This is a genomic window from Streptomyces sp. NPDC045899, from assembly GCF_056431485.1.
The window spans coordinates 48391-68078 of the sequence record NZ_JBWKKP010000002.1 but is presented as its reverse complement, the minus strand read 5'-3'; the positions used below and the strand labels follow the sequence as shown (position 1 = coordinate 68078).

The following is a 19688-nucleotide window of genomic DNA, read 5'->3' as shown; positions in this document are numbered from 1 at the left end:
GCGCGGTCCGGGGCGCGGAGCGTCCGCGTCATCGCGGCGCGTGCCCCGTCCGGACGCGCGTCCGGCGCGCGCGTGCGCCGCCCGCGCACCGCAGGACACCCGTCGTCGACGCCGTCCCCGGCGGGCGCGTGGGGTTGTCCACAGCCTTCCCGGTGACGTTCCGCGGCACATGAGAGGCTGTCCCGCACCCAGCCAACCCACCAGGACCGGCGGTCCACGTGAGCTCCTCCTCCTCGTCCCTCCCGCGGCAGCGGCAGGCGCGGCAGCCGTTCTCACGGCCGCCGTCCCCGGGCAGGTACCGGCTGGTCCGTCACCGGCCGGAATCCGTCGCCCCGCCGGTCCTGGACGCACACCAGCGCGCCGTGGTCCGTCACCCGGAGGGTCCGCTGCTCGTCCTCGCCGGACCGGGCACCGGCAAGACCACGACGCTCGTGGAGGCGGTGGCCCGCCGGACGCGGGAGGGCGCCGACCCGGAGCGGATCCTCGTCCTCACCTTCAGCCGCAAGGCCGCCGTCGAGCTGCGCGACCGGATGGCCGCGCGCATGGGCGGTGCCACCGCCCCGCAGGCCACCACCTTCCACTCGTTCTGCTACGCCCTGGTCCGCGCCCACCAGGACGCCGATCTGTTCGCCGATCCGCTGCGGCTGCTGTCCGGACCCGAACAGGACGTGGCCGTCAGGGAGCTGCTCGCGGGCCAGGCCGAGCTGGCGGGCGAGGGGCGGGCGTCCGCCCGCTGGCCCGATGAGCTGCGAGCCTGCCTGACCACCCGCGGTTTCGCGGACGAGGTGCGCGCCGTGCTCGCGCGCAGCCGGGAGCTGGGCCTCGGACCGCGTGCCCTGGGGGACTTCGCGGCGCGCACCGGCCGCCCCGACTGGGGCGCCGCGGCGGACTTCCTCGCCGAGTATTTGGACGTGCTGGACGCGCAGGGGGTGCTGGACTACGCCGAGCTGGTGCACCGCGCGGTGCTGCTGGCCGAGCGGCCGGACGTCGCGGCCGGACTGGCGGCGCGCTACGACGCGGTGTTCGTCGACGAGTACCAGGACACCGACGCCGCCCAGGGGCGGCTGCTGCGCGCCCTCGCGGGCGTCCACGGGGGCGGGCGCACCGCGGCGTCCCGGCGGGCGCCCCGGATGGCCCGGGGGCGCACCCTCGTCGCGTTCGGCGACCCCGACCAGTCCATCTACGCGTTCCGCGGCGCCGACGTGGGCGGCATCCTCGGCTTCCCGGACGCCTTTCGGCGGCCGGACGGCAGACCCGCGGACGTGGCGGTGCTCGCCACCTCCCGCCGCTCCGGGGACCGCCTCCTGGCAGCCACCCGGCTGATCGCCCGCCGGATGCCGCTCACCCGGCTGCCCGCCGACGCGGTGCGCGCCCACCGGGAGCCGGCCGCGGCACGCGACGGCGGCCAGGTCGAGGCGTACACCTATCCCACCGCGGGCGCCGAGCTCGACAACGTGGCCGACATCCTGCGCCGCGCCCACCTCGAGGACGGTGTGCCGTGGAGTGAGATGGCCGTCCTGGTGCGCGCCGGAGGGCGCTCGCTCCCCGGTGTGCGCCGCGCCCTCACCTCCGCCGGGGTCCCGGTCGAGGTGGACGGCGATGACATCCCGCTGCGCCATGAACCCGCGGTGGCCCCGCTGCTGACCGCGCTGCGGGCCACCGCCACGGCCGCGCTGCCGGAGGCGGCCGGACTCACCGCCTCCCTCGACGTGGAGACCGCGCTCACCCTGCTGGCCTCGCCGCTGGGCGGGATGGACGCCGCCGACCTGCGCCGTCTGGGCCGGGCGCTGCGCGAGGAGGAGCGGGCCGCGGGCAAGGCGGTGCCGCGTCCCTCGGACACCCTGCTGGCCGAGGCGCTCGCCGAGCCCGGACGACTGGCCGTCCACGACCCCGCGTACGCGCGCGGAGCCCAGCAGCTGGGGCGGCTGCTGCACTCCGCGCGGGAGGTGCTGGCCCGGGGCGGCACCGCGCAAGAGGCGCTGTGGCGGCTGTGGGACGGCACCTCCTGGCCCGCCCGGCTGGAGCGCGCCGCCCAGCGCGGCGGTGCCGCCGGGCGGAACGCGGACCGCGACCTGGACGCGGTGTGCGCGCTGTTCGAGACCGCCGCGCGTGCGGAGGAGCGCACCGGCGGCCGGGGCGCCCTGAACTTCCTGGAGGAGATCGACGCCCAGGACATCGCCGCCGACACGCTCTCGCGCCGGATCGCCCGCCCGGACGCCGTGCGGCTGATGACCGCCCACCGCTCCAAGGGCCTGGAATGGCGGCTGGTGGTCGTGGCGGGCGTCCAGGAGGGGCTGTGGCCCGATCTGCGGCGCCGCGGTTCGCTCCTGGAGGCGGACCGGATCGGCCGCGACGGCCTGGCCGAGCCGCTGCCGCCGGGCGCGCTGCTCGCCGAGGAACGGCGGCTGTTCTACGTGGCGGCCACCCGGGCCCGGGACCGACTGGTGGTCACCGCCGTCAAGGCCGCCTCCGACGACGGAGACCAGCCCTCCCGCTTCCTGACCGAACTCGGCGTCACCCCCGTGGACGTCACGCAGCGCCCGCGCCGTCCGCTGTCGGTGGCCGCGCTCGTCGCCGAGCTGCGCGCCGTCACCGTCGATCCGGAGGCCCCCGGGACGCTGCGGGACGCCGCCGCGCGGCGGCTGGCGCGGCTGGCCGCGCTGCGCGACGAGGAGGGCCAGCCGCTCGTCCCGGCGGCCCACCCCTACCGCTGGTGGGGGCTGTACGAGCCGACGCACAGCGAGGTCCCGCTGCGCGACCGCGACCGGCCGGTGGCGCTCTCCGGCAGCGCGCTCGACCAGCTCGTCAACACCTGCTCGCTCCAGTGGTTCCTGGGGCGCGAGGTCAAGGCGGACGCGCCCTCGACCGCCGCCCAGGGCTTCGGGAACGTCGTCCACGTCCTGGCCGACGAGGTCGCCTCCGGCCGCACCAGCGCCGATCTCGCCGTCCTGATGGAGCGGCTGGACTCGGTCTGGGACGCGCTGTCCTTCGACGCCCCGTGGAAGTCACGGCAGGAGAAGGAGAACGCGCGGGCCGCGCTGGAGCGGTTCCTGCGCTGGCATGTGATGGAGCGGGGCGGGCGGACGCCGGTCGCCTCCGAGCACGGTTTCGACGTCACCCTGGAGGCGGACGCCTACCAGGTGCGCATCCGCGGCAGCATGGACCGCGTCGAGGCGGACACCGAGGGCCGGGCGTACGTCGTCGACTTCAAGACCGGGAAGCAGCCGGTGACGCGCGGCGCGGTGGAGCGCCACCCCCAGCTGGCGGTCTATCAGCTGGCGGTGCGCGAGGGCGCCGTCGACGGACTGTTCGGCGACGACCGCCCCGAGCCGGGTGGCGCGGAGCTGGTCCAGCTCCGCCAGGGCGCGGCCAGGAAGGACGGCGGCGAGAGCGTCCCCAAGGTGCAGGCGCAGGAGCCGCCGGACGGGGAGTGGGTGGGCGACCTGCTCGCCACGGCTGCCGGACGGGTACTGGACGAGCGGTTCGCGCCGAGCGCCGGGGAGCACTGCAACCGCTGTTCCTTCCGCGCCGCGTGCAGCGCCCGCGCCGAAGGACGGCACGTGGTGGACTGAGCGCCTCCGCGGCCCTGCCCACCCGGTCCGTGGTGCCTGACCCGGGATTCCCTGGTGCCGGGCTCGCACGCTTCCGCTGACTTCACTCCACTTCTGTCCAGTCATGTCCGTTTCCATCCCGGCTTGTTCGAGGCCGTCCCGGGTTGGCGTCCGGCTGTCGGAGGGGACCGATAGCCTCACTGGAGTGTCAGCCCGCATCACCGATCCCGAGGAGCTCAAGGAGCTGCTCGGGATCCCGTTCACCCCGGAGCAGACGGCGTGTATCACCGCGCCGCCCGCCCCGCAGGTGATCGTCGCCGGAGCGGGCTCCGGCAAGACCACGGTCATGGCCGCGCGGGTGGTCTGGCTGGTGGGCACCGGACAGGTCGCGCCCGAGCGGGTGCTCGGCCTCACCTTCACCAACAAGGCGGCGGGCGAACTGGCCGAGCGTGTGCGCGGCGCGCTGGTCAAGGCGGGTGTGGTCGACCTCGACCCCGACCCGGGCGACGCGGACGCGGCCGCGGGCGAGCCCGCCATCTCCACGTACCACGCCTTCGCCGGACAGCTCCTCAAGGAGCACGGGCTGCGCATCGGCCTGGAACCGACCGCCCGGCTGCTCGCCGACGCCACCCGCTTCCAGCTCGCCGCGCGCGTGCTGCGCTCCGCCCCCGGGCCGTACCCGGCGCTCACCCGCCCGTTCGCCGATCTGGTCACCGATCTGCTGGCGCTCGACGCCGAGCTGGCCGAACACCTCGTCCCCGCCGAGCGGCTGCGGGCCCATGACACCGGGCTGCTGACCGCCCTGGACGGGGTGCGGCTGACCAACGAGGCCCTGCGCAAGGTGCCCGCCACCGCGCGCGCCAGGCTGGAGCTGCTGGGCCTGGTCGAGGCGTACCGGGATGAGAAGCGCCGCCGCGACCTGCTGGACTTCGGCGACCAGATCGCCCACTCGGCGGCCCTCGCGCGCACCCGCGCGGAGGTCGGCCGGATCCTGCGCGAGAGCTACGCGGTGGTGCTGCTCGACGAGTACCAGGACACCTCCGTCGCCCAGCGGCTGCTGCTCTCCGGACTCTTCGGCGGCGGCACCGGCCATCCGGTCACCGCCGTCGGCGACCCCTGCCAGGCCATCTACGGCTGGCGCGGTGCCTCCGTGGCCAACCTCGACGACTTCCCCCGGCACTTCCCGCACGCCGACGGCAGCCCGGCCCGCCGCTTCGCGCTCAGCGAGAACCGGCGCAGCGGCGGGCGACTGCTGGAGCTCGCCAACGGGCTCGCCGCGCCCCTGCGCGCGATGCACGAGGGCGTGGAGGCGCTGCGGCCCGCCCCCGGCGCCGAACGGGACGGTGTGGTGCGCTGCGCTCTGCTGCCCACCCACGCCGAGGAGCTGCGCTGGCTGGCCGACTCGCTCGCCCATCTGGTCCGCACCGGCACCCCGCCCGGTGAGATCGCGGTGCTCTGCCGTACGGCCGGGGACTTCGCCGAGATCCAGGGCGCCCTGGTGGAACGGGACATCCCGGTCGAGGTCGTCGGGCTCTCCGGGCTGCTGCACCTGCCGGAGATCGCCGACCTGGTGGCCGTCTGCGAGGTCCTCCAGGACCCGGGCGCCAACGCCGCGCTGGTCCGGCTGCTCACCGGTCCGCGCTGGCGGATCGGCCCCCGCGACCTGGCGCTGCTGGGGCGGCGGGCGCGTGCCCTGGTCGCCTCCGGCGGCCCGGACGGCGCCGGGGACGATCCGGACCGCAGACTGGCCGAGGCCGTCGAGGGCGTGGACCCGGCCGAGGTGATCTCGCTCGCCGACGCGCTCGACACCTTCCTCGAGCCCGGCCTCCCGGAAGCCGGTGGTGAGGGCAGCGGTCCGGACGGCGGTCTGCCGTTCTCCGCCGAGGCCCGGATCCGCTTCGCGCGGCTCGCCGCCGAACTCCGCGATCTGCGCCGCTCACTGGGCGATCCGCTGATGGACGTCCTGCACCGGGTGCTGACCGTCACGGGTCTGGAAGTCGAGCTGTCCGCCTCGCCGCACGCCCTCGCCGCCCGCCGTCGCGAGACGCTGGGCAACTTCCTGGACGTCGCCGCCTCCTTCGCCGGACGCCAGGGCGAGACCCCGGTGGAGGGCGAGGCCACTCTCCAGGGCTTCCTGGCCTTCCTGCGGACCGCCGCGCAGTACGAGAAGGGGCTCGACAACTCCCTCCCCGGCGGCGAGAACACCGTCAAGGTGCTCACCGCGCACAAGTCCAAGGGGCTGGAGTGGGATGTGGTGGCCGTGCCCGGGCTGGTCGCCAAGCAGTTCCCGAGTGAGCAGGCGCGCGAGTCCTGGACGTCCGCCGCCAAGGTCCTCCCGCACGGGCTGCGCGGCGACGCGGCCACCCTGCCGGACGTCACCGGCTGGGACAGCAAGGGGCTGGCCGCCTTCAAGGAGGCGATGCGGGAGCACCAGCGGACCGAGGAACTGCGGCTCGGCTATGTGACCTTCACCCGTCCCCGGTCCCTGCTGCTCGGCTCGGGCCACTGGTGGGGCCCGAACCAGAAGCGGCCCCGCGGTCCGTCCGCCTTCCTGGAGGCGCTGCGCGAGCACTGCGAATCCGGCCACGGCGAGGTGGAGGCATGGGCCCCGGAGCCGGGGGAGGACGAGGAGAACCCGGCGCTGAAGGAGGCCACCGCCGACCGCGCCTGGCCGCTTCCGCTCGACCCGGGTGCCCTCGCCCGCCGGCGCCGCGCGGCGGAGATCGTGCTCGGCCATCTGGCGCGGATGGAGGCGGCGGAGGAAGAGCAGGTCCCCGGGGAGGACGCGGAGGCCCGGGAGGAGGACCCCGGCTTCTGGCCCGAGGCGCCGCCGGAGGACGAGGACGAGTACGGGGACGAGGCGTTCGGCGACCCGTACGAGGACGCCGGAGACGTCGAGGACCCGGCGGACTCCGGTGGGTCCCACGGTCCGCCCGACGGCGAGCGGCATGACGAGGACGCGTTCGACGACGGTGCGTTGGACGACGTCCGCCCGGCGACGGAGGACCCCGCCCTGCCGCCCGAGCAGGCGCGGATGATCGCCTCCTGGGACCGCGATCTCGACGCGCTCGCCGGGGAGCTGCGCCGCGCCCGTACGACCGTGCACGAGGTGCCCGTACCCCTGTCGTTGAGCGCGTCCCAGCTGCTGCGGCTGGCCGCGGACCCCGACGGCTTCGCGCGGGAGCTGGCGCGTCCCATGCCGCGGCCGCCGCAGCCCGCCGCGCGCCGGGGCACCCGCTTCCACGCCTGGGTCGAGTCGCGTTTCGAGGAGGTGCCGCTGCCCTTCCTCGGACCGGACGAGCTGCCCGGATCCGAGGACGACCCGGACGGCGCCGGAGCGGGGGCGGGGATCACGGACGAACGGGACCTGGCCGCGCTCAAGGAGGCGTTCGAGCGCACCCCGTACGCCCGGCGCACCCCGTTCCGCGTCGAAGCGCCGGTCCAGCTCACCCTGGCCGGGCGGACGATCCGCGGCCGGATCGACGCGGTGTACCGCGCGCCGGGTCCTGACGGCGGCTTCGAGATCGTCGACTGGAAGACCGGCCGCGCTCAGGACGCCGATCCGCTGCAGCTCGCCGTCTACCGGCTGGCCTGGGCCGAGCAGCACGGATTGCCGCTGTCGGAGGTCTCGGCGGCGTTCGTGTACGTCCGCACCGGCGAACTGGTGCGCCCGTCCGGTCTGCCCGGCCGGGCGGAGCTGGAACGGATCCTGCTGGGCGCGGACGAGGCTGAGGACGAGGCTCCGGACGGGACCGCTGACCCGGCCGCGGACCTGATCGGAAACGATGGCGCCGATGTCCGTTCCGTGACTGAGAGCGAGCACACATGAGCGGCCCGGAGGCCGCGCGGCTTTCGTCCCGATGGGGCCGATAGGCTCATGGCCATGAGCGACACTCCGGACACGGACAACGCGGTCCGCGCCTTCGTGGACGGTCATGGCCCAGCCTTCCTCGACGATCTCTCCGAGTGGCTGCGCATACCGTCCGTCTCGGCCGACCCCGCCCGCGCGGACGACGTCCGCCGCAGCGCCCAGTGGCTCTCGGAGCACCTGAGGGCGACGGGCTTCCCGGTGGTCGAGATCTGGGACACCCCCGGCGCACCCGCCGTGTTCGCCGCGTGGCCGTCCGGCGATCCGGACGCGCCCACCGTGCTCGTCTACGGTCACCACGACGTTCAGCCCGCCGCCCGTGAGGACGGCTGGCGCACCGACCCCTTCGACCCCGTCATCGCGGACGGCAGGCTGCACGCCCGGGGCGCCGCCGACGACAAGGGGCAGGTGCTCTTCCACACCCTGGGGGTCCGCGCCCATCTGGCGGCCACCGGCCGCGACGCGCCCGCCGTCAACCTCAAGCTGCTGATCGAGGGCGAGGAGGAGTCCGGCTCCCCGCACTTCCCGCAGCTGATCCAGGACCGCGCGGACCGGCTGGTCTGTGACGCCGTGATCGTCTCCGACACCGGGATGTGGTCCGAGGACACCCCGACGGTCTGCACCGGGATGCGGGGGCTCACCGACTGCCAGATCGACCTCTCCGGCCCCGACCAGGACATCCACTCCGGCTCCTTCGGCGGCGCGGTGCCCAACCCGGCCACCGAGGCCGCCCGGCTGGCCGCCGCCCTGCACGACGAGGACCGCCGGGTGGCGGTCCCCGGCTTCTACGACGGTGTCGTGGAGCTGACCGACCGTGAGCGCGAGCTCTTCGCCGAGCTGCCCTTCGACGAGGCCGCCTGGCTGCGCACCGCGCATTCGCACGCCGCGCTGGGCGAGGCGGGGTACTCCACCCTGGAGCGGATCTGGGCCCGTCCGACCGCCGAGGTCAACGGGATCGCCGGGGGCTACCAGGGCCCCGGCGGCAAGACGATCGTGCCGTCCACCGCACAGCTGAAGCTGTCGTTCCGGCTGGTGGCCGGACAGGACGGGGAGAAGGTCCAGGCGGCCGTGCGGGACTGGGTCGCGGCCCGGCTCCCGGCCGGGATCCGTCACGAGATCACCTTCTGGGGAGCGACCCGCCCCTGTCTGACCCCGCTGGACCACCCGGCCCTCCAGTCGGTGGTGCGCGCCATGGGGCGCGCGTTCGGGCAGAAGGTCCGCTTCACCCGCGAGGGCGGCTCCGGACCCGCCGCCGACCTCCAGGACGTCCTGGAGGCACCGGTGCTCTTCCTGGGCATCTCGGTGCCCTCGGACGGCTGGCACGCGCCGAACGAGAAGGTCGAGCTCGATCTGCTGCTGAAGGGCGCCGAGACCGCCGCCTACCTCTGGGGCGATCTCGCGGAGAATGGACGGGCGTAGCCCGCCGATGAGCAGCCCGCCGATGAATGGAAGCCACCCGTCTCGCAGGGGGAGTTGGAAGCAGCCGTGACCACCTGGACCGACCGCACCGCCATCGGGGCGATCCCGCTCAGCGCCGCGAGCGGGATCGACCGCGCGGCGCACCACCGTCTCGACGAGGCGTGGCTGGCCGCGGCGTGGAGTCACCCGACCACGCGGGTCTTCGTGGTCTCCGGCGGCCAGGCCCTGGTCGACGACACCCCTGACGGACGCACCGAGCTGGTCATGACGCCGGCCTTCGAGGCCCCGCCGACCGAGACCCACCGCTATTTCCTGGGGACGGACGAGGACGGGGTGCGCTACTTCGCGCTCCAGAAGGACGCGCTGCCCGGCCGGATGGACCAGTCGGCGCGGCCCGCGGGGCTGCGCGAGGCGGGCGCGCTGCTGTCCGAGCGGGACGCGGGTCTGCTGGTGCACGCCGTGGCCCTGGAGAACTGGCAGCGGCTGCACCGCTTCTGCTCACGCTGCGGTGAGCGCACGGTGATCGCGGCGGCAGGCCATATCCGCCGCTGCCCGGCGTGCGGCGCCGAGCACTACCCGCGCACCGACCCGGCCGTGATCATGCTGGTGACCGATGAGCTGGACCGGGCGCTGCTGGGCCGCCAGGTGCACTGGCCGGAGGGGCGCTTCTCGACGCTGGCCGGGTTCGTGGAGCCCGGCGAGTCGATCGAACAGGCGGTGGTCCGCGAGGTGGCGGAGGAGGTGGGCGTCCGGGTCGGCGACGTGGAGTACGTGGCCAGCCAGCCGTGGCCGTTCCCCTCCAGCCTGATGCTGGGCTTCATGGCACGGGCCACATCCTCCCGGATCCAGGTGGACGGGGAGGAGATCCACGAGGCGCGCTGGTTCTCCCGGGACGACCTGCGGACCGCGATCGAGAGCGGGGAGGTGCTGCCTCCGTCCGGGATCTCGATCGCGGCCCGGCTGATCGAGCTCTGGTACGGCAAGCCGCTGCCGCGCGGCCCGCTGGGCTGAGCCCGGCGGCCCCGGGCCGCCGGCGGCCCGGGGCGCACACGCCGCGGCCTCGGGCCCGGTCGGGGCCCTGGACCGGGCCCGGCCGGGGTCCTCGCTCAGACCCCGACCTTCGCCTTGACCTGGGCGAGCGAAGGGTTGGTCAGCGTCGAGCCGTCCGGGAAGAGGACGGTGGGCACGGTCTGGTCACCGCCGTTCGCCTTCTCGACGAAGGCCGCCGAGTCCGGGTCATGCTCGATGTTGATCTCGGTGTACGCGATGCCCTCGCGGTCCATCTGGCCCTTCAGGCGGCGGCAGTAGCCGCACCAGGTGGTGCTGTACATCGTCACGGTGCCGGACATCGGTTTCGCTCTCCTCGGTGGTCGGTGGGTGGGCGATGGGAGAACGTCCGGCACCTCCGGGTCATTCCCGGGGATCGCGGGGATCGCCCGGGGATCCACCGGCCCCCCGGGATAAGTACGACCGCATCCCCACAGCTGTGGACAACCGGCGCGGGGGCCTCAGGGGAACTGGCAGCATGGCGGGGTGACAGCAGCAACGTCCTCCACTCTCTTCCCGCAGGGCCCCACGCCGAGCGCCTACGCGGCCACCCCGCGTGATGCCGACGCGGTGCTCGAGGGGCTCGACCCCGAGCAGCGCGAGGTGGCGACGGCCCTGCACGGCGCGGTGTGCGTGCTGGCCGGGGCCGGCACCGGCAAGACCCGGGCGATCACCCACCGGATCGCCTACGGGGTCCGGGCGGGCATCCTCCAGCCCGCCAGCGTGCTCGCGGTGACCTTCACCAACCGGGCCGCGGGGGAGATGCGCGGGCGGCTGCGCCAGCTCGGTGCGGGCGGGGTGCAGGCGCGCACCTTCCATTCGGCGGCCCTGCGCCAGCTCCAGTACTTCTGGCCCAAGGCGGTCGGCGGCGAGGTGCCGCGGCTGCTGGAGCGCAAGGTGCAGCTGGTGGCCGAGGCCGCCGCGCGCTGCCGGGTCCGGCTGGACCGCAATGAGCTGCGGGACGTGACCGGCGAGATCGAATGGTCCAAGGTCACCCAGACCGTGCCGGAGGACTATCCGGCCGCCTCGGCCACATCCGGCCGGGAGGCCCCGCGCGACCCGGCCGAGATCGCCCGGATCTACGCGGCCTACGAGCAGATGAAGCGCGACCGCGGAGTGATCGACTTCGAGGATGTGCTGCTGCTGACGGTCGGGGTGCTCCAGGAGCGGCAGGACATCGCCGATCAGGTGCGCCGTCAGTACCAGCACTTCGTGGTCGACGAGTACCAGGACGTCAGCCCCTTGCAGCAGCGGCTGCTCGAGCTGTGGCTCGGTGACCGCCAGAGCCTGTGCGTGGTCGGGGATGCCAGCCAGACCATCTACTCCTTCACCGGGGCCACCCCCGACCATCTGCTGGACTTCCGCACCCGGCACCCCGGCGCCACCGTGGTCAAGCTGGTCCGGGACTACCGCTCCACCCCACAGGTGGTCCACCTGGCCAACGGGCTCCTCGCCCAGGCTCGCGGCCGGGCCGCCGAGCACCGGCTGGAGCTGATCTCCCAGCGCGACTCCGGTCCGGAGCCGGTCTACGCCGCCCATGCGGACGAACCCGCGGAGGCGGAGGCCACCGCTCGCCGGATCCGGGAGCTGATCACCCCGGTGGCGGAGGGCGGCGGCGGGGTCCCGGCGAGCCAGATCGCCGTGCTCTACCGGGTCAACGCCCAGTCCGAGCTGTATGAGCAGGCCCTGGCCGATGCCCAGGTGCCCTACCAGATGCGCGGCGCCGAGCGGTTCTTCGAGCGGCCCGAGGTGCGCGAGGCCGGGCTGCTGCTGCGCGGCGCGGCCCGTGCCGGGAGCGCCGACCCCGCCCTCACCGATGACGATGTGCCCTCCCAGGTGCGCGCGGTGCTGGGCACCCGCGGCTGGACCCCGGAGCCGCCGGCGGGCTCCGGAGCGGTGCGGGACCGCTGGGAGTCGCTGGCCGCCCTGGTCCGGCTCGCCGAGGACTTCGTCCGGGCCAGGCCCGGGGCCACGCTCGCCGATCTGGTGGCGGAGCTGGACGAGCGGGCCGCCGCCCAGCACGCGCCCACGGTCGAGGGTGTGACACTCGCCTCACTCCACGCGGCCAAGGGCCTGGAGTGGGACGCGGTGTTCCTGGTCGGTCTGACCGAGGGCATGATGCCGATCACCTACGCCAAGACCGATGAGCAGATCGAGGAGGAGCGCCGTCTCCTCTATGTCGGGGTCACCCGGGCCCGTCGCCATCTGAGCCTGTCCTGGGCGCTCTCCCGCGCTCCGGGAGGCCGCCCCTCCCGTCGCCCCACCCGCTTTCTCAACGGTCTGCGACCGGGCTCCGGAGCCGCCTCCGGGCGGCTGCCGGGCGGGGGCGGCGGGATCGAGCGCGGTGCGCTCGGCGGTGGCGCGGCCGGCGGGGGAGCGGTGCGCCGCCGCCGTGGCCCGGTGCACTGCCGGGTCTGCGGCCGCACCCTGACCGACGCGGGCGAGATGAAGCTGATGCGCTGCGAGGGCTGTCCCTCCGAGCTGGACGAGGCGCTCTACGAGCGGCTGCGCGACTGGCGAGCGGAGCAGGCCGGGCTGCTGGCACAGCCCGCGTACTGCGTCTTCACCGACAAGACACTGCTCGCGATTGCCGAGGCCGTTCCGGGAACCGAATCGGAGCTCTCCGGCATCTCTGGTGTCGGAAGACGGAAGCTCGACCGGTTCGGCGCCGATGTTCTCGCGCTGTGTGCGGGCCAGGAACTCCCTTTGGCAGGCGACAGCGAGGGGGATGACGGGGCCGCGGGAACCCAACCGGGTGACCCTCCGCAGAACTCGACGGAAAAATAGTTTGCGCGCGCGGAGCAGCTACCCATAGCCTTCCGAGCACGGAGACAACGGCCCTTCCGGGAACCGGGGAATCCGTGTTGTACTGAACAAGCCCGGACTGGTCCAGACCGGTCCCTGAGACGCCGAGAGGAGGCGGAGACCAATGATCAGCTTCATGAAGACCATCAAAATGACCGATCGCTCGGTCGTCGCCACCTGCAAGCTCGGCTCTGCCCTGCCCGGCACCGGTCTGTCCGGCGCCGAGGCCGCGCGTCCGCGTCTCAGTGAGCGACCGATCGAGGCACCTGCGGTAGCGGCAGTGGCGGCGGCGAATGCCTATGCCTTTGCAGCCGAAGCGGCCAATGGTGCCGGATCCCGGACGAAGCAGCAGCACCAGCAGCACAAGAAGTGGGCCCTCCGCAGGCTCGAACCCTGGAGTAATCCAGCCTGATCCAGGATCAGGTCGGCACCTTCCAGGGCCGCGGAACCCACACCGGGATCCGCGGCCCTTTTGATTTGCCAGAAGCCCGGCCACCAGCCGGACGAAGAGACGAGGAACACACCACCGTGCAACTCAACACGCACGCCCCGTCCGCAGCGACCGACCTGAACCGACCGCCTGACTCCTCGGAGGACTCCTTGACCCCGCTCACCGCCCTCACCGAACTCGATGAGGCCATCGAGAACCTGGGTGTCGCCGTACCGTGCCGCTCCTACGACCCGGAGGTCTTCTTCGCCGAGTCCCCGGCCGACGTCGAGTACGCGAAGTCCCTGTGCCAGACCTGCCCGCTGCGTGAGGCCTGCCTCGCCGGGGCGAAAGACCGCCGTGAGCCCTGGGGTGTCTGGGGCGGCGAGCTCTTCGTCCAGGGCGTCGTGGTGGCCCGCAAGCGGCCGCGTGGCCGTCCGCGCAAGAACCCGGTCACGGCATGAGCACCATCGGCACCATCGATCGCCCAGCGACGCACGACCCCATGAATCAGGTCCCGACGATGACCCCACCGGTCTCCGAAACACCCGCACCCCGTACTTCAGGCGCCCCTGAGTCGCGCCAGAACAGGAACCGAGAAATGCAACTCATCCCAGAAGCCCTGGCTCGTGCGCATATGCACGAGCGGCTGCATGAGGCCGAGTCCGAACGCACCGCTCTCCGCCTCGCCGCCGCCCGCCGGATGCAGCGGAAGGCCGAGCGTGCCTCGCTCCGTGCCCGCCGCGCCCTGGCCATGGCGGTCATGCACTGAGGGAACGATCGATGTGAAACACCGAAGGGCCGGTCCGATCGGACCGGCCCTTCGGCTTCCCCCCGGATGGGGGGACGGGAACGAGAGGGGCGCGTTTGCCCGCCGCGCCCAGGGCCGGCGGAGTTATCGTCACCGGGTGGACCAGAAGACATCGGAACCGGTGCGATCGGACACCCGGACCCTCGTCTGCGCCCGCTGCGGCGCTCATGCCGACGGTGCGCCGCCGACCTGGACCTGCTCCGTCGAGAACGGTGCCCGCCGCTACTTCTGCGACGACTGCGCCCGTGCCCATCTCCGAGCGATCGAAGGACGGCTCGACTCGCCCTGGTGGTGAGGGCCGGGCCCGGACCCGGTCGCCTCACACCAGACGCTTCGCCGCCCCGGGCTCCGCCGCGCCCACAGCCTCGGCCGTGTCCTCGGTGGCGGCATCCGCCGCCGTGCCCTCGGCAGCGTCGTCCCGGAGAGCCTCCGCCTTGTCCGTCCCGTCCAGCTCGTCCGGGGTCTCCAGGTCATCTTCCGCGGCCTCGGCCGAGGCGTCCGCCTCCACCGAGGCATCCACCTCCGCCTCTTCCGGGTCGGCGGCGAAGCCTGGAACCCATGCCTCCAGTTCGTCCCGCAGCCGCACCGTCGCACCCAGCTGGCACAGCACTCCGATCGTGCTCAGCGTGACCCGGTGGATCAGCAGATACGACGGGGGCAGGTTGAGCTGATTGCCCAGCTCATAGACGGGCGAACGCCGGTCGGCCACCCGTGCCGCCTGTCCGCGTATCCACTTCCGGTCGAAGAGGAAGCTGTCGGCCTGTGCCGGTTCCAGCATCGGCAGCAGGAAGTCCAGGAGAGCCTCCGGGTCCACATCGATCGTGGGCTTGAAGAACCCCTCCTCGCGCATCAGCGCGTAGACGCTCTTGGCGTCACCCTCCAGCGCCATCCGCAGCGCGACACCGATGGGAGTGGGCAGCCCCCCGGGCAGCCGGTTCACCGAGCCGAAGTCCAGCACGCCCAGCTTCCACCGCTCCGGTGGTCCGTCCGGGGCGTCACCGGTCAGCAGCCGGAAGTTCCCCGGGTGCGGATCGGCGTGCAGCAGCCCGGTGCGGGACGCGCCCGAGAAGAGGAAGCGCGCCAGCAGCTGCCCGGCCCGGTCCCGCTGCTCGGTGCTGCCCTCCGCTATGACCTCGGAGAGCGGTATCCCCTCCATCCACTCGGTGATCAGTACCTGGTCGCACTGGTGCACCACTTCGGGCACCACGATCTCCGAGTCCTCCGCGTACTCCTCGGCATGGGCCCGCTGGGACTCGGCCTCCAGCTCGTAGTCCAGCTCCTCGGCCACCCGGTCCCGCAACTCCGCGATCAGCGGCTTGAGGTCTAGCCCCGGCACCAGGGGGCCCAGCACCCGGGCGAACCTGCTCAGCTGACCGAGGTCCGACAGCAGGGCCTCGCCCGCCCCCGGATACTGCACCTTGACCGCCACCGCGCGCCCGTCGTGCCAGACCGCACGGTGCACCTGGCCGATCGAGGCCGCCGCCGACGGCTTGTCCTCGAACTCCTGGAACAGCTCCGGCCAGTCCGCCCCCAGCCGCTCGGCCAGCTGGGCGTGGACCGTGCGCGTGGGCATGGGCGGCGCCGCCTCCTGGAGCTTGGTCAGAGCCGCCCGGTACGGCCTGGCGATCTCTTCGGGAAGCGCCGATTCGAAGACCGACATCGCCTGGCCCAGCTTCATGGCCCCGCCCTTGAGCTCACCGAGCACCTTGAACATCTGCTCGGCGGTACGCTGCTGGACCTCACGCGCGACCATCTCCGCCGGTCGCCCGCCTATCCGCTTCCCGAGCCCCCATGTGGCGCGCCCCGCGAATCCCAAGGGCAGCGCCGCGAGTTTGGCGGTTCGGGTGATCGCCTTGCGCGGCAGATCGGACATGCGCCCCTCCAACTACAGCTGAGCCATCCCGGGGAGGCCCCCCGGACCCCCGTCGCCCACTCGTGGACGTCGGTCACCCGGCCATTGTCGCGTGCCGCGCCTCCATGGCCGAGGCATATACCGCATCCTGCCGTCCGGCCGCTCCGCACGCGCATCCGGGATGCCCTTCGAGCGCCCGCACCTCCCCGGTGAGCGCGGGCAGCGCCAACTCCCAGCGGGCACCCGCGACCGGTGAGGCCCGCCCGTCGAGGAAGGCCAGTGCCTGCGCGACGGTGACCCCGGCGACCATCGCGGCCAGCGCCGTGTCACAGGCGGGCGCGGACCGGCGGCGGCCGGACCGCCACTGCGCGAGCATCCGGGGCCAGGCGGGCTCCTCCTCCGCACGGCCCGCCGCGAGACATCCGGCACAGGGGGTGGCCCCCGGCAGCACCAGAGGTCCCACCACGCCGGTGGCCTCCAGCACCCCCGCGTAGAGATGGGGGATCCCCGCCGCCAGCAGTGGCTCGGCCGGGGCCGGATCCGGGGCGTAGGCCCCCAGGCCGTCGCGTGGAGCGATCACCACCAGGGCCAGCCCGGGTTCATTCGACGGCACCGGGTCCCTGGCCGGACGTCTTGGCCGGGGACCCGGAGCGCAGCGCCGCACCAGCCGCCGCGCGGCCACCTCCCGACGCTCCCCGATCTGCTCGGCCGACAGTCCGCCGGGTGCGAGGTCCCAGGGCTCGACACAGCCGCCGTCCACCACATCGATCAGCCCGACCCCCGAGGCGGACAGCGCGGCCGCGACCGTGGCACCGACCCGCCCCGCGCCCCTCACCTGCACCCGGGTGGCCCGCCGCGCCGCGAGCAGCCGCGCCGCCGCTCCCGGCTGCCGGTGCAGCACCGACAGCGCCGCGGCGTCCGGCCGCAGCCGGTCCACGGCCGCGGCGGGCTCCCCGCCGTCCCTCCATTCCTCCAGCAGCCCGGCCGCGGCCAGCCGCTCCACCACCGCATCGGCCCGCCCTTCCGGCAGCCCGAGGGTCTGGGCTTCCTGGCGTAACAGCGGCAGCCCGCGGGTGCCGTCGAGCAGCTCCAGAAAGCTGCCGGTCGCCGTGTCCAGCGGGCCCAGCACCACCGCATGGGCAGCCGCCACCCCGAACTGCACCGTGTCCCGGCTCCGCCAGGCGCGCCGCAGCGCGGGCTTGAGCATCGGATGTGGCGAACGCATCCCCGTTTCCCCCCATCGGTCCGCCGTGACGCGGTCCTCCGAACTGACCCCAGCATGCGAGGACCGCCACCGACCGCGCCGACCGCTGTCCACAGGCGGCGGCAATAGTCGTACAAGCCGTGCACACGCTGGAGTGGTTCGTTCCGCCACCCGGTGAGGGGTGGGGCTTCCCCGCGCGCCAGCGGGTAACGTCGGGGCGTGCCCGCCGACCCTTCCCCTCGCTTCGCCGGGGAGCCTTCCGCGCACAGCGCCGCCGGGGCCCCGCGCACCGTGCCGAGCCCGCCGGACCGCGGCACGACCGCGAGCGCGGTCGAGGTCCGCCGGAGCACCCGGCGCCGCAGGACGGTCTCCGCGTACCGAGAGGGCGACCGCACCGTCGTCCTCATCCCCGCCCGGATGTCGGAGGCGGAGGAGCGCCGCTGGGTGACGGTGATGCTCGACAAACTGGCGGCGCAGGAGAGCAAGCGGATACTGGGCGACGCGGAACTGGCCGCCCGCGCCGAGCTGCTGTCCGAGCAGTACCTCGGGAGCCGGGCCCGGCCCGCCTCCGTCCGCTGGGTGACCAACCAGAACACCCGCTGGGGCTCGTGCACCCCGGCCGAGGGCAGCATCCGGCTCTCCCACCGGCTCCAGGGCATGCCCGAGTACGTGGTGGACTACGTCCTCCTCCACGAACTGGCCCATCTCCTGGTGCCCGGTCACGGGCCGCGGTTCTGGCAGTTGCTGGAGGCGTATCCGCGGACCGAGCGGGCGCGCGGCTATCTCGAGGGCGTGGTGGCCGCCGGACGGCTGCCGCACCTGTCCGGGCCCGGTGGCGAACGGGCCTGAAGAAGGCAACGAATTTCACTGGGGAACCGGACCTCTCTTCCCCGGCGTCGCTCATAGTCGGCGGCAGCGGTTAGCCTGGCGCGCAGGCACTCACCGGTTTCGGGATGGGGGACGGGCGGTTACGTATGGCCAGGGAATTCCAGCGCGGCCACAAGGCCAAGATCAGTGATCTGACGGCCGGGAGGGATCTGTACATCGGTGTGCAGATCGCCGGGCCCGGCCTGACGTTCGACATCAGCTGCTTCGGTCTCGACGCCGACGAGCGGCTGTCGGACGACCGCTACTTCATCTTCTTCAACCAGCCCAAATCCCCCGAGGAAGCGATTCAGCAGCTCGGGGCCCAGGCCGGTGACACCGAGTCCTTCCGCGTCACCCTCGACTCCATCCCGTCCGCCATCCAGAAGCTCGCCTTCACGGCGACCATCGACGGCGCGGGCCAGATGTCGCAGATCGCCTCCGGCTACCTCCGGATCGTCGCGGGTGGCGAGGAGGTGGCCCGGTACTCCTTCTCCGGCGCGGAGTTCAGCACCGAGCGCGCGGTGATGCTGGGCGACTTCTACCTCAAGGACGTCTGGCGGTTCGCCGCCGTCGGCCAGGGCTTCGATGGCGGACTCGACGCGCTGCTCAAGAACTTCGGCGGAGAGGTGGCCGAGGAGGAGCCCGCCCCCGCGCCCGCCCAGGGCGGTGCGCCCGGCTTCGCGCCGCCCGGAGGCGCCGCCGCGGCCCCGGGCTTCGCGCCCCCCGGAGGCGGCCAGCCCGCCCCGCAGCCGCCGCAGCCCGCCCCCGCCTTCGGCGCACCGCAGGGCACGCCTCCCCAGGCCATGCCCCCGCAGCCGGCGCCCCAGGCGCCGCCGCAGCCCGTGCCCGCGGCACAGCACACCCCGCCGCAGGCCACGCCCCCGCAGCCCGCGGCCGGTTCGCCGCAGATGCACGGGGCGCCCACCATCGCCGCGCCGCTCGCGCCGCCCGGACAGACACCGCCTCCCGGCCCGGTGCCCCCGCCCGGTCCGCCGGGACAGTTCCCGGGGCAGCAGCCGCCGTTCGGCGGCCAGGTACCGGGCCAGGCACCGCCCGCCCCCGCCCCCTACGGCCAGCCCCCGGCGCAGCCGTACCCCGGTCAGCCGGGTCCGGGCCAGCCCTACGGTCAGCCGCAGGGTGCCCCCCAGGGCGTTCCGCAGGGCCAGGGCGGCGCCCCCGGTGTCCAGGCCGCGCTGGCCCAGTACCGCGAGGCACCCACCGGACAGCGCTGGACCCCGCAGAACCCGCGGCTGATGCGGGTCGACCTGGGGGTCGGCGGTCAGCCGGTGCTGGCCCGGCAGGGCACCATGGTGCTCTACCAGGGCAAGGTCGAATTCAGCTACAAGGGCGCCGGGTTCCGCGGCCGTATCGTCGGCAACGCGACCGGCCAGGAGATGCAGCTGATGCGCTGCACCGGCCAGGGGCAGGTCTTCCTCGCCGAGAACGCGGCCGAGCTCCACCCGATCGAGCTCCAGGGCGACGCGATCTGCGTCTCCGCCGAGAGCGTGCTCGCCTTCGACGAGTCGCTCCAGCACGAGGTCCGCAGGATCGAGGGCCACGGCATCCCCGGCGGCGCGCTGTTCACCATGCAGTTCCAGGGCACCGGCACCGTCATCGTGAAGACCGAGGGCACTCCGGTCGTCCTCCCGGTCACCCCGACGACCTTCGCCGACAGCAACGCCATCGTGGCGTGGTCCGCCGGTTCGCAGGTGATCATCTCCAGCCAGGTGCGGCTGCGCCGGGCCGCCTACCCCGGCCACAGCGGGGAGACCGTGAACCTCCAGTTCCGCGGTGCGCCCGGCAACTTCATCGTCGTCCAGCCCTACGAGGTCTGAAG

General features: G+C 73.8%; 14 protein-coding genes. 11 read left to right on the top strand and 3 right to left on the bottom strand.

Features of this window, described 5'->3' with window-relative positions:
• Positions 1-218 precede the first annotated feature (218 nt).
• The 4 genes from AC07FT_RS02800 to nudC all read left to right on the top strand — a co-directional run bounded on the left by AC07FT_RS02800 (position 219) and on the right by nudC (position 9849).
• The gene (locus AC07FT_RS02800; RefSeq protein WP_479173460.1) at positions 219-3572 is read left to right on the top strand and encodes an ATP-dependent helicase; all 3354 of its coding nucleotides are present in this window, start codon (positions 219-221) and stop codon (positions 3570-3572) included.
• 184 nt (positions 3573-3756) lie between these two features.
• The gene (locus AC07FT_RS02795) at positions 3757-7380 is read left to right on the top strand and encodes an ATP-dependent helicase (protein ID WP_479173458.1); all 3624 of its coding nucleotides are present in this window, start codon (positions 3757-3759) and stop codon (positions 7378-7380) included.
• A 54-nt stretch (positions 7381-7434) separates the two neighbouring features.
• Positions 7435-8838, top strand: coding sequence for a dipeptidase (locus tag AC07FT_RS02790; RefSeq protein WP_471193927.1), 1404 nt, complete (start codon positions 7435-7437; stop codon positions 8836-8838).
• A 66-nt stretch (positions 8839-8904) separates the two neighbouring features.
• Positions 8905-9849: an NAD(+) diphosphatase gene (gene nudC, locus AC07FT_RS02785; RefSeq protein WP_254738245.1), complete on the top strand. Its 945-nt coding sequence runs from the start codon at positions 8905-8907 to the stop codon at positions 9847-9849.
• A gap of 95 nt (positions 9850-9944) precedes the next feature.
• Here nudC and AC07FT_RS02780 read toward each other — a convergent pair whose 3' ends face one another.
• A complete protein-coding gene (locus tag AC07FT_RS02780; RefSeq protein WP_479173456.1) occupies positions 9945-10187 on the bottom strand; it encodes a mycoredoxin in 243 nt (80 codons plus the stop codon).
• Between the two features lie 184 nt (positions 10188-10371).
• Between AC07FT_RS02780 and AC07FT_RS02775 the strand changes: the two genes are divergently transcribed.
• The 5 genes from AC07FT_RS02775 (at position 10372) to AC07FT_RS02755 (ending at position 14223) form a co-directional block, all read left to right on the top strand.
• The gene (locus AC07FT_RS02775) at positions 10372-12672 is read left to right on the top strand and encodes an ATP-dependent DNA helicase UvrD2 (protein ID WP_479173454.1); all 2301 of its coding nucleotides are present in this window, start codon (positions 10372-10374) and stop codon (positions 12670-12672) included.
• A gap of 142 nt (positions 12673-12814) precedes the next feature.
• Positions 12815-13102: a hypothetical protein gene (locus tag AC07FT_RS02770; protein WP_254738249.1), complete on the top strand. Its 288-nt coding sequence runs from the start codon at positions 12815-12817 to the stop codon at positions 13100-13102.
• A gap of 116 nt (positions 13103-13218) precedes the next feature.
• Positions 13219-13581, top strand: coding sequence for a WhiB family transcriptional regulator (locus AC07FT_RS02765; protein ID WP_254738251.1), 363 nt, complete (start codon positions 13219-13221; stop codon positions 13579-13581).
• Entirely contained in the window at positions 13578-13889 is a 312-nt protein-coding gene (locus AC07FT_RS02760; protein WP_432011556.1) for a hypothetical protein, read from the top strand. The genes AC07FT_RS02765 and AC07FT_RS02760 overlap by 4 nt, the downstream gene beginning before the upstream one ends.
• Before the next feature lie 136 nt (positions 13890-14025).
• Positions 14026-14223: a hypothetical protein gene (locus AC07FT_RS02755; RefSeq protein WP_471193921.1), complete on the top strand. Its 198-nt coding sequence runs from the start codon at positions 14026-14028 to the stop codon at positions 14221-14223.
• 24 nt (positions 14224-14247) lie between these two features.
• Here AC07FT_RS02755 and AC07FT_RS02750 read toward each other — a convergent pair whose 3' ends face one another.
• Together AC07FT_RS02750 and AC07FT_RS02745 are read right to left on the bottom strand one after the other, a co-directional pair.
• Entirely contained in the window at positions 14248-15801 is a 1554-nt protein-coding gene (locus AC07FT_RS02750) for an ABC1 kinase family protein (protein ID WP_479173452.1), read from the bottom strand.
• 73 nt (positions 15802-15874) lie between these two features.
• On the bottom strand, positions 15875-17005 hold the full coding sequence (locus AC07FT_RS02745; protein WP_479173450.1) for a ThiF family adenylyltransferase: 1131 nt from the start codon (positions 17003-17005) through the stop codon (positions 15875-15877).
• Positions 17006-17203: 198 nt separating this feature from the next.
• Here AC07FT_RS02745 and AC07FT_RS02740 point away from each other — a divergent pair, with 198 nt between their 5' ends.
• On the top strand, positions 17204-17833 hold the full coding sequence (locus tag AC07FT_RS02740; RefSeq protein WP_471193915.1) for a M48 metallopeptidase family protein: 630 nt from the start codon (positions 17204-17206) through the stop codon (positions 17831-17833).
• A gap of 125 nt (positions 17834-17958) precedes the next feature.
• Positions 17959-19686 carry a TerD family protein gene (locus tag AC07FT_RS02735; protein WP_479173448.1) on the top strand — a complete coding sequence of 576 codons (1728 nt, stop codon included), beginning with the start codon at positions 17959-17961 and terminating at the stop codon, positions 19684-19686.
• The last annotated feature ends 2 nt before the right edge of the window (positions 19687-19688 follow it).

Coding starts and splice junctions, on each gene's coding strand:
- AC07FT_RS02790 (WP_471193927.1), top strand. CDS start 7,435: ATGAGCGACACTCCGGACACGGACAACGCGGTCCGCGCCTTCGTGGAC.
- AC07FT_RS02780 (WP_479173456.1), bottom strand. CDS start 10,187: ATGTCCGGCACCGTGACGATGTACAGCACCACCTGGTGCGGCTACTGC.
- AC07FT_RS02770 (WP_254738249.1), top strand. CDS start 12,815: ATGATCAGCTTCATGAAGACCATCAAAATGACCGATCGCTCGGTCGTC.
- AC07FT_RS02760 (WP_432011556.1), top strand. CDS start 13,578: ATGAGCACCATCGGCACCATCGATCGCCCAGCGACGCACGACCCCATG.
- AC07FT_RS02750 (WP_479173452.1), bottom strand. CDS start 15,801: ATGTCCGATCTGCCGCGCAAGGCGATCACCCGAACCGCCAAACTCGCG.
- AC07FT_RS02745 (WP_479173450.1), bottom strand. CDS start 17,005: ATGCGTTCGCCACATCCGATGCTCAAGCCCGCGCTGCGGCGCGCCTGG.
- AC07FT_RS02735 (WP_479173448.1), top strand. CDS start 17,959: ATGGCCAGGGAATTCCAGCGCGGCCACAAGGCCAAGATCAGTGATCTG.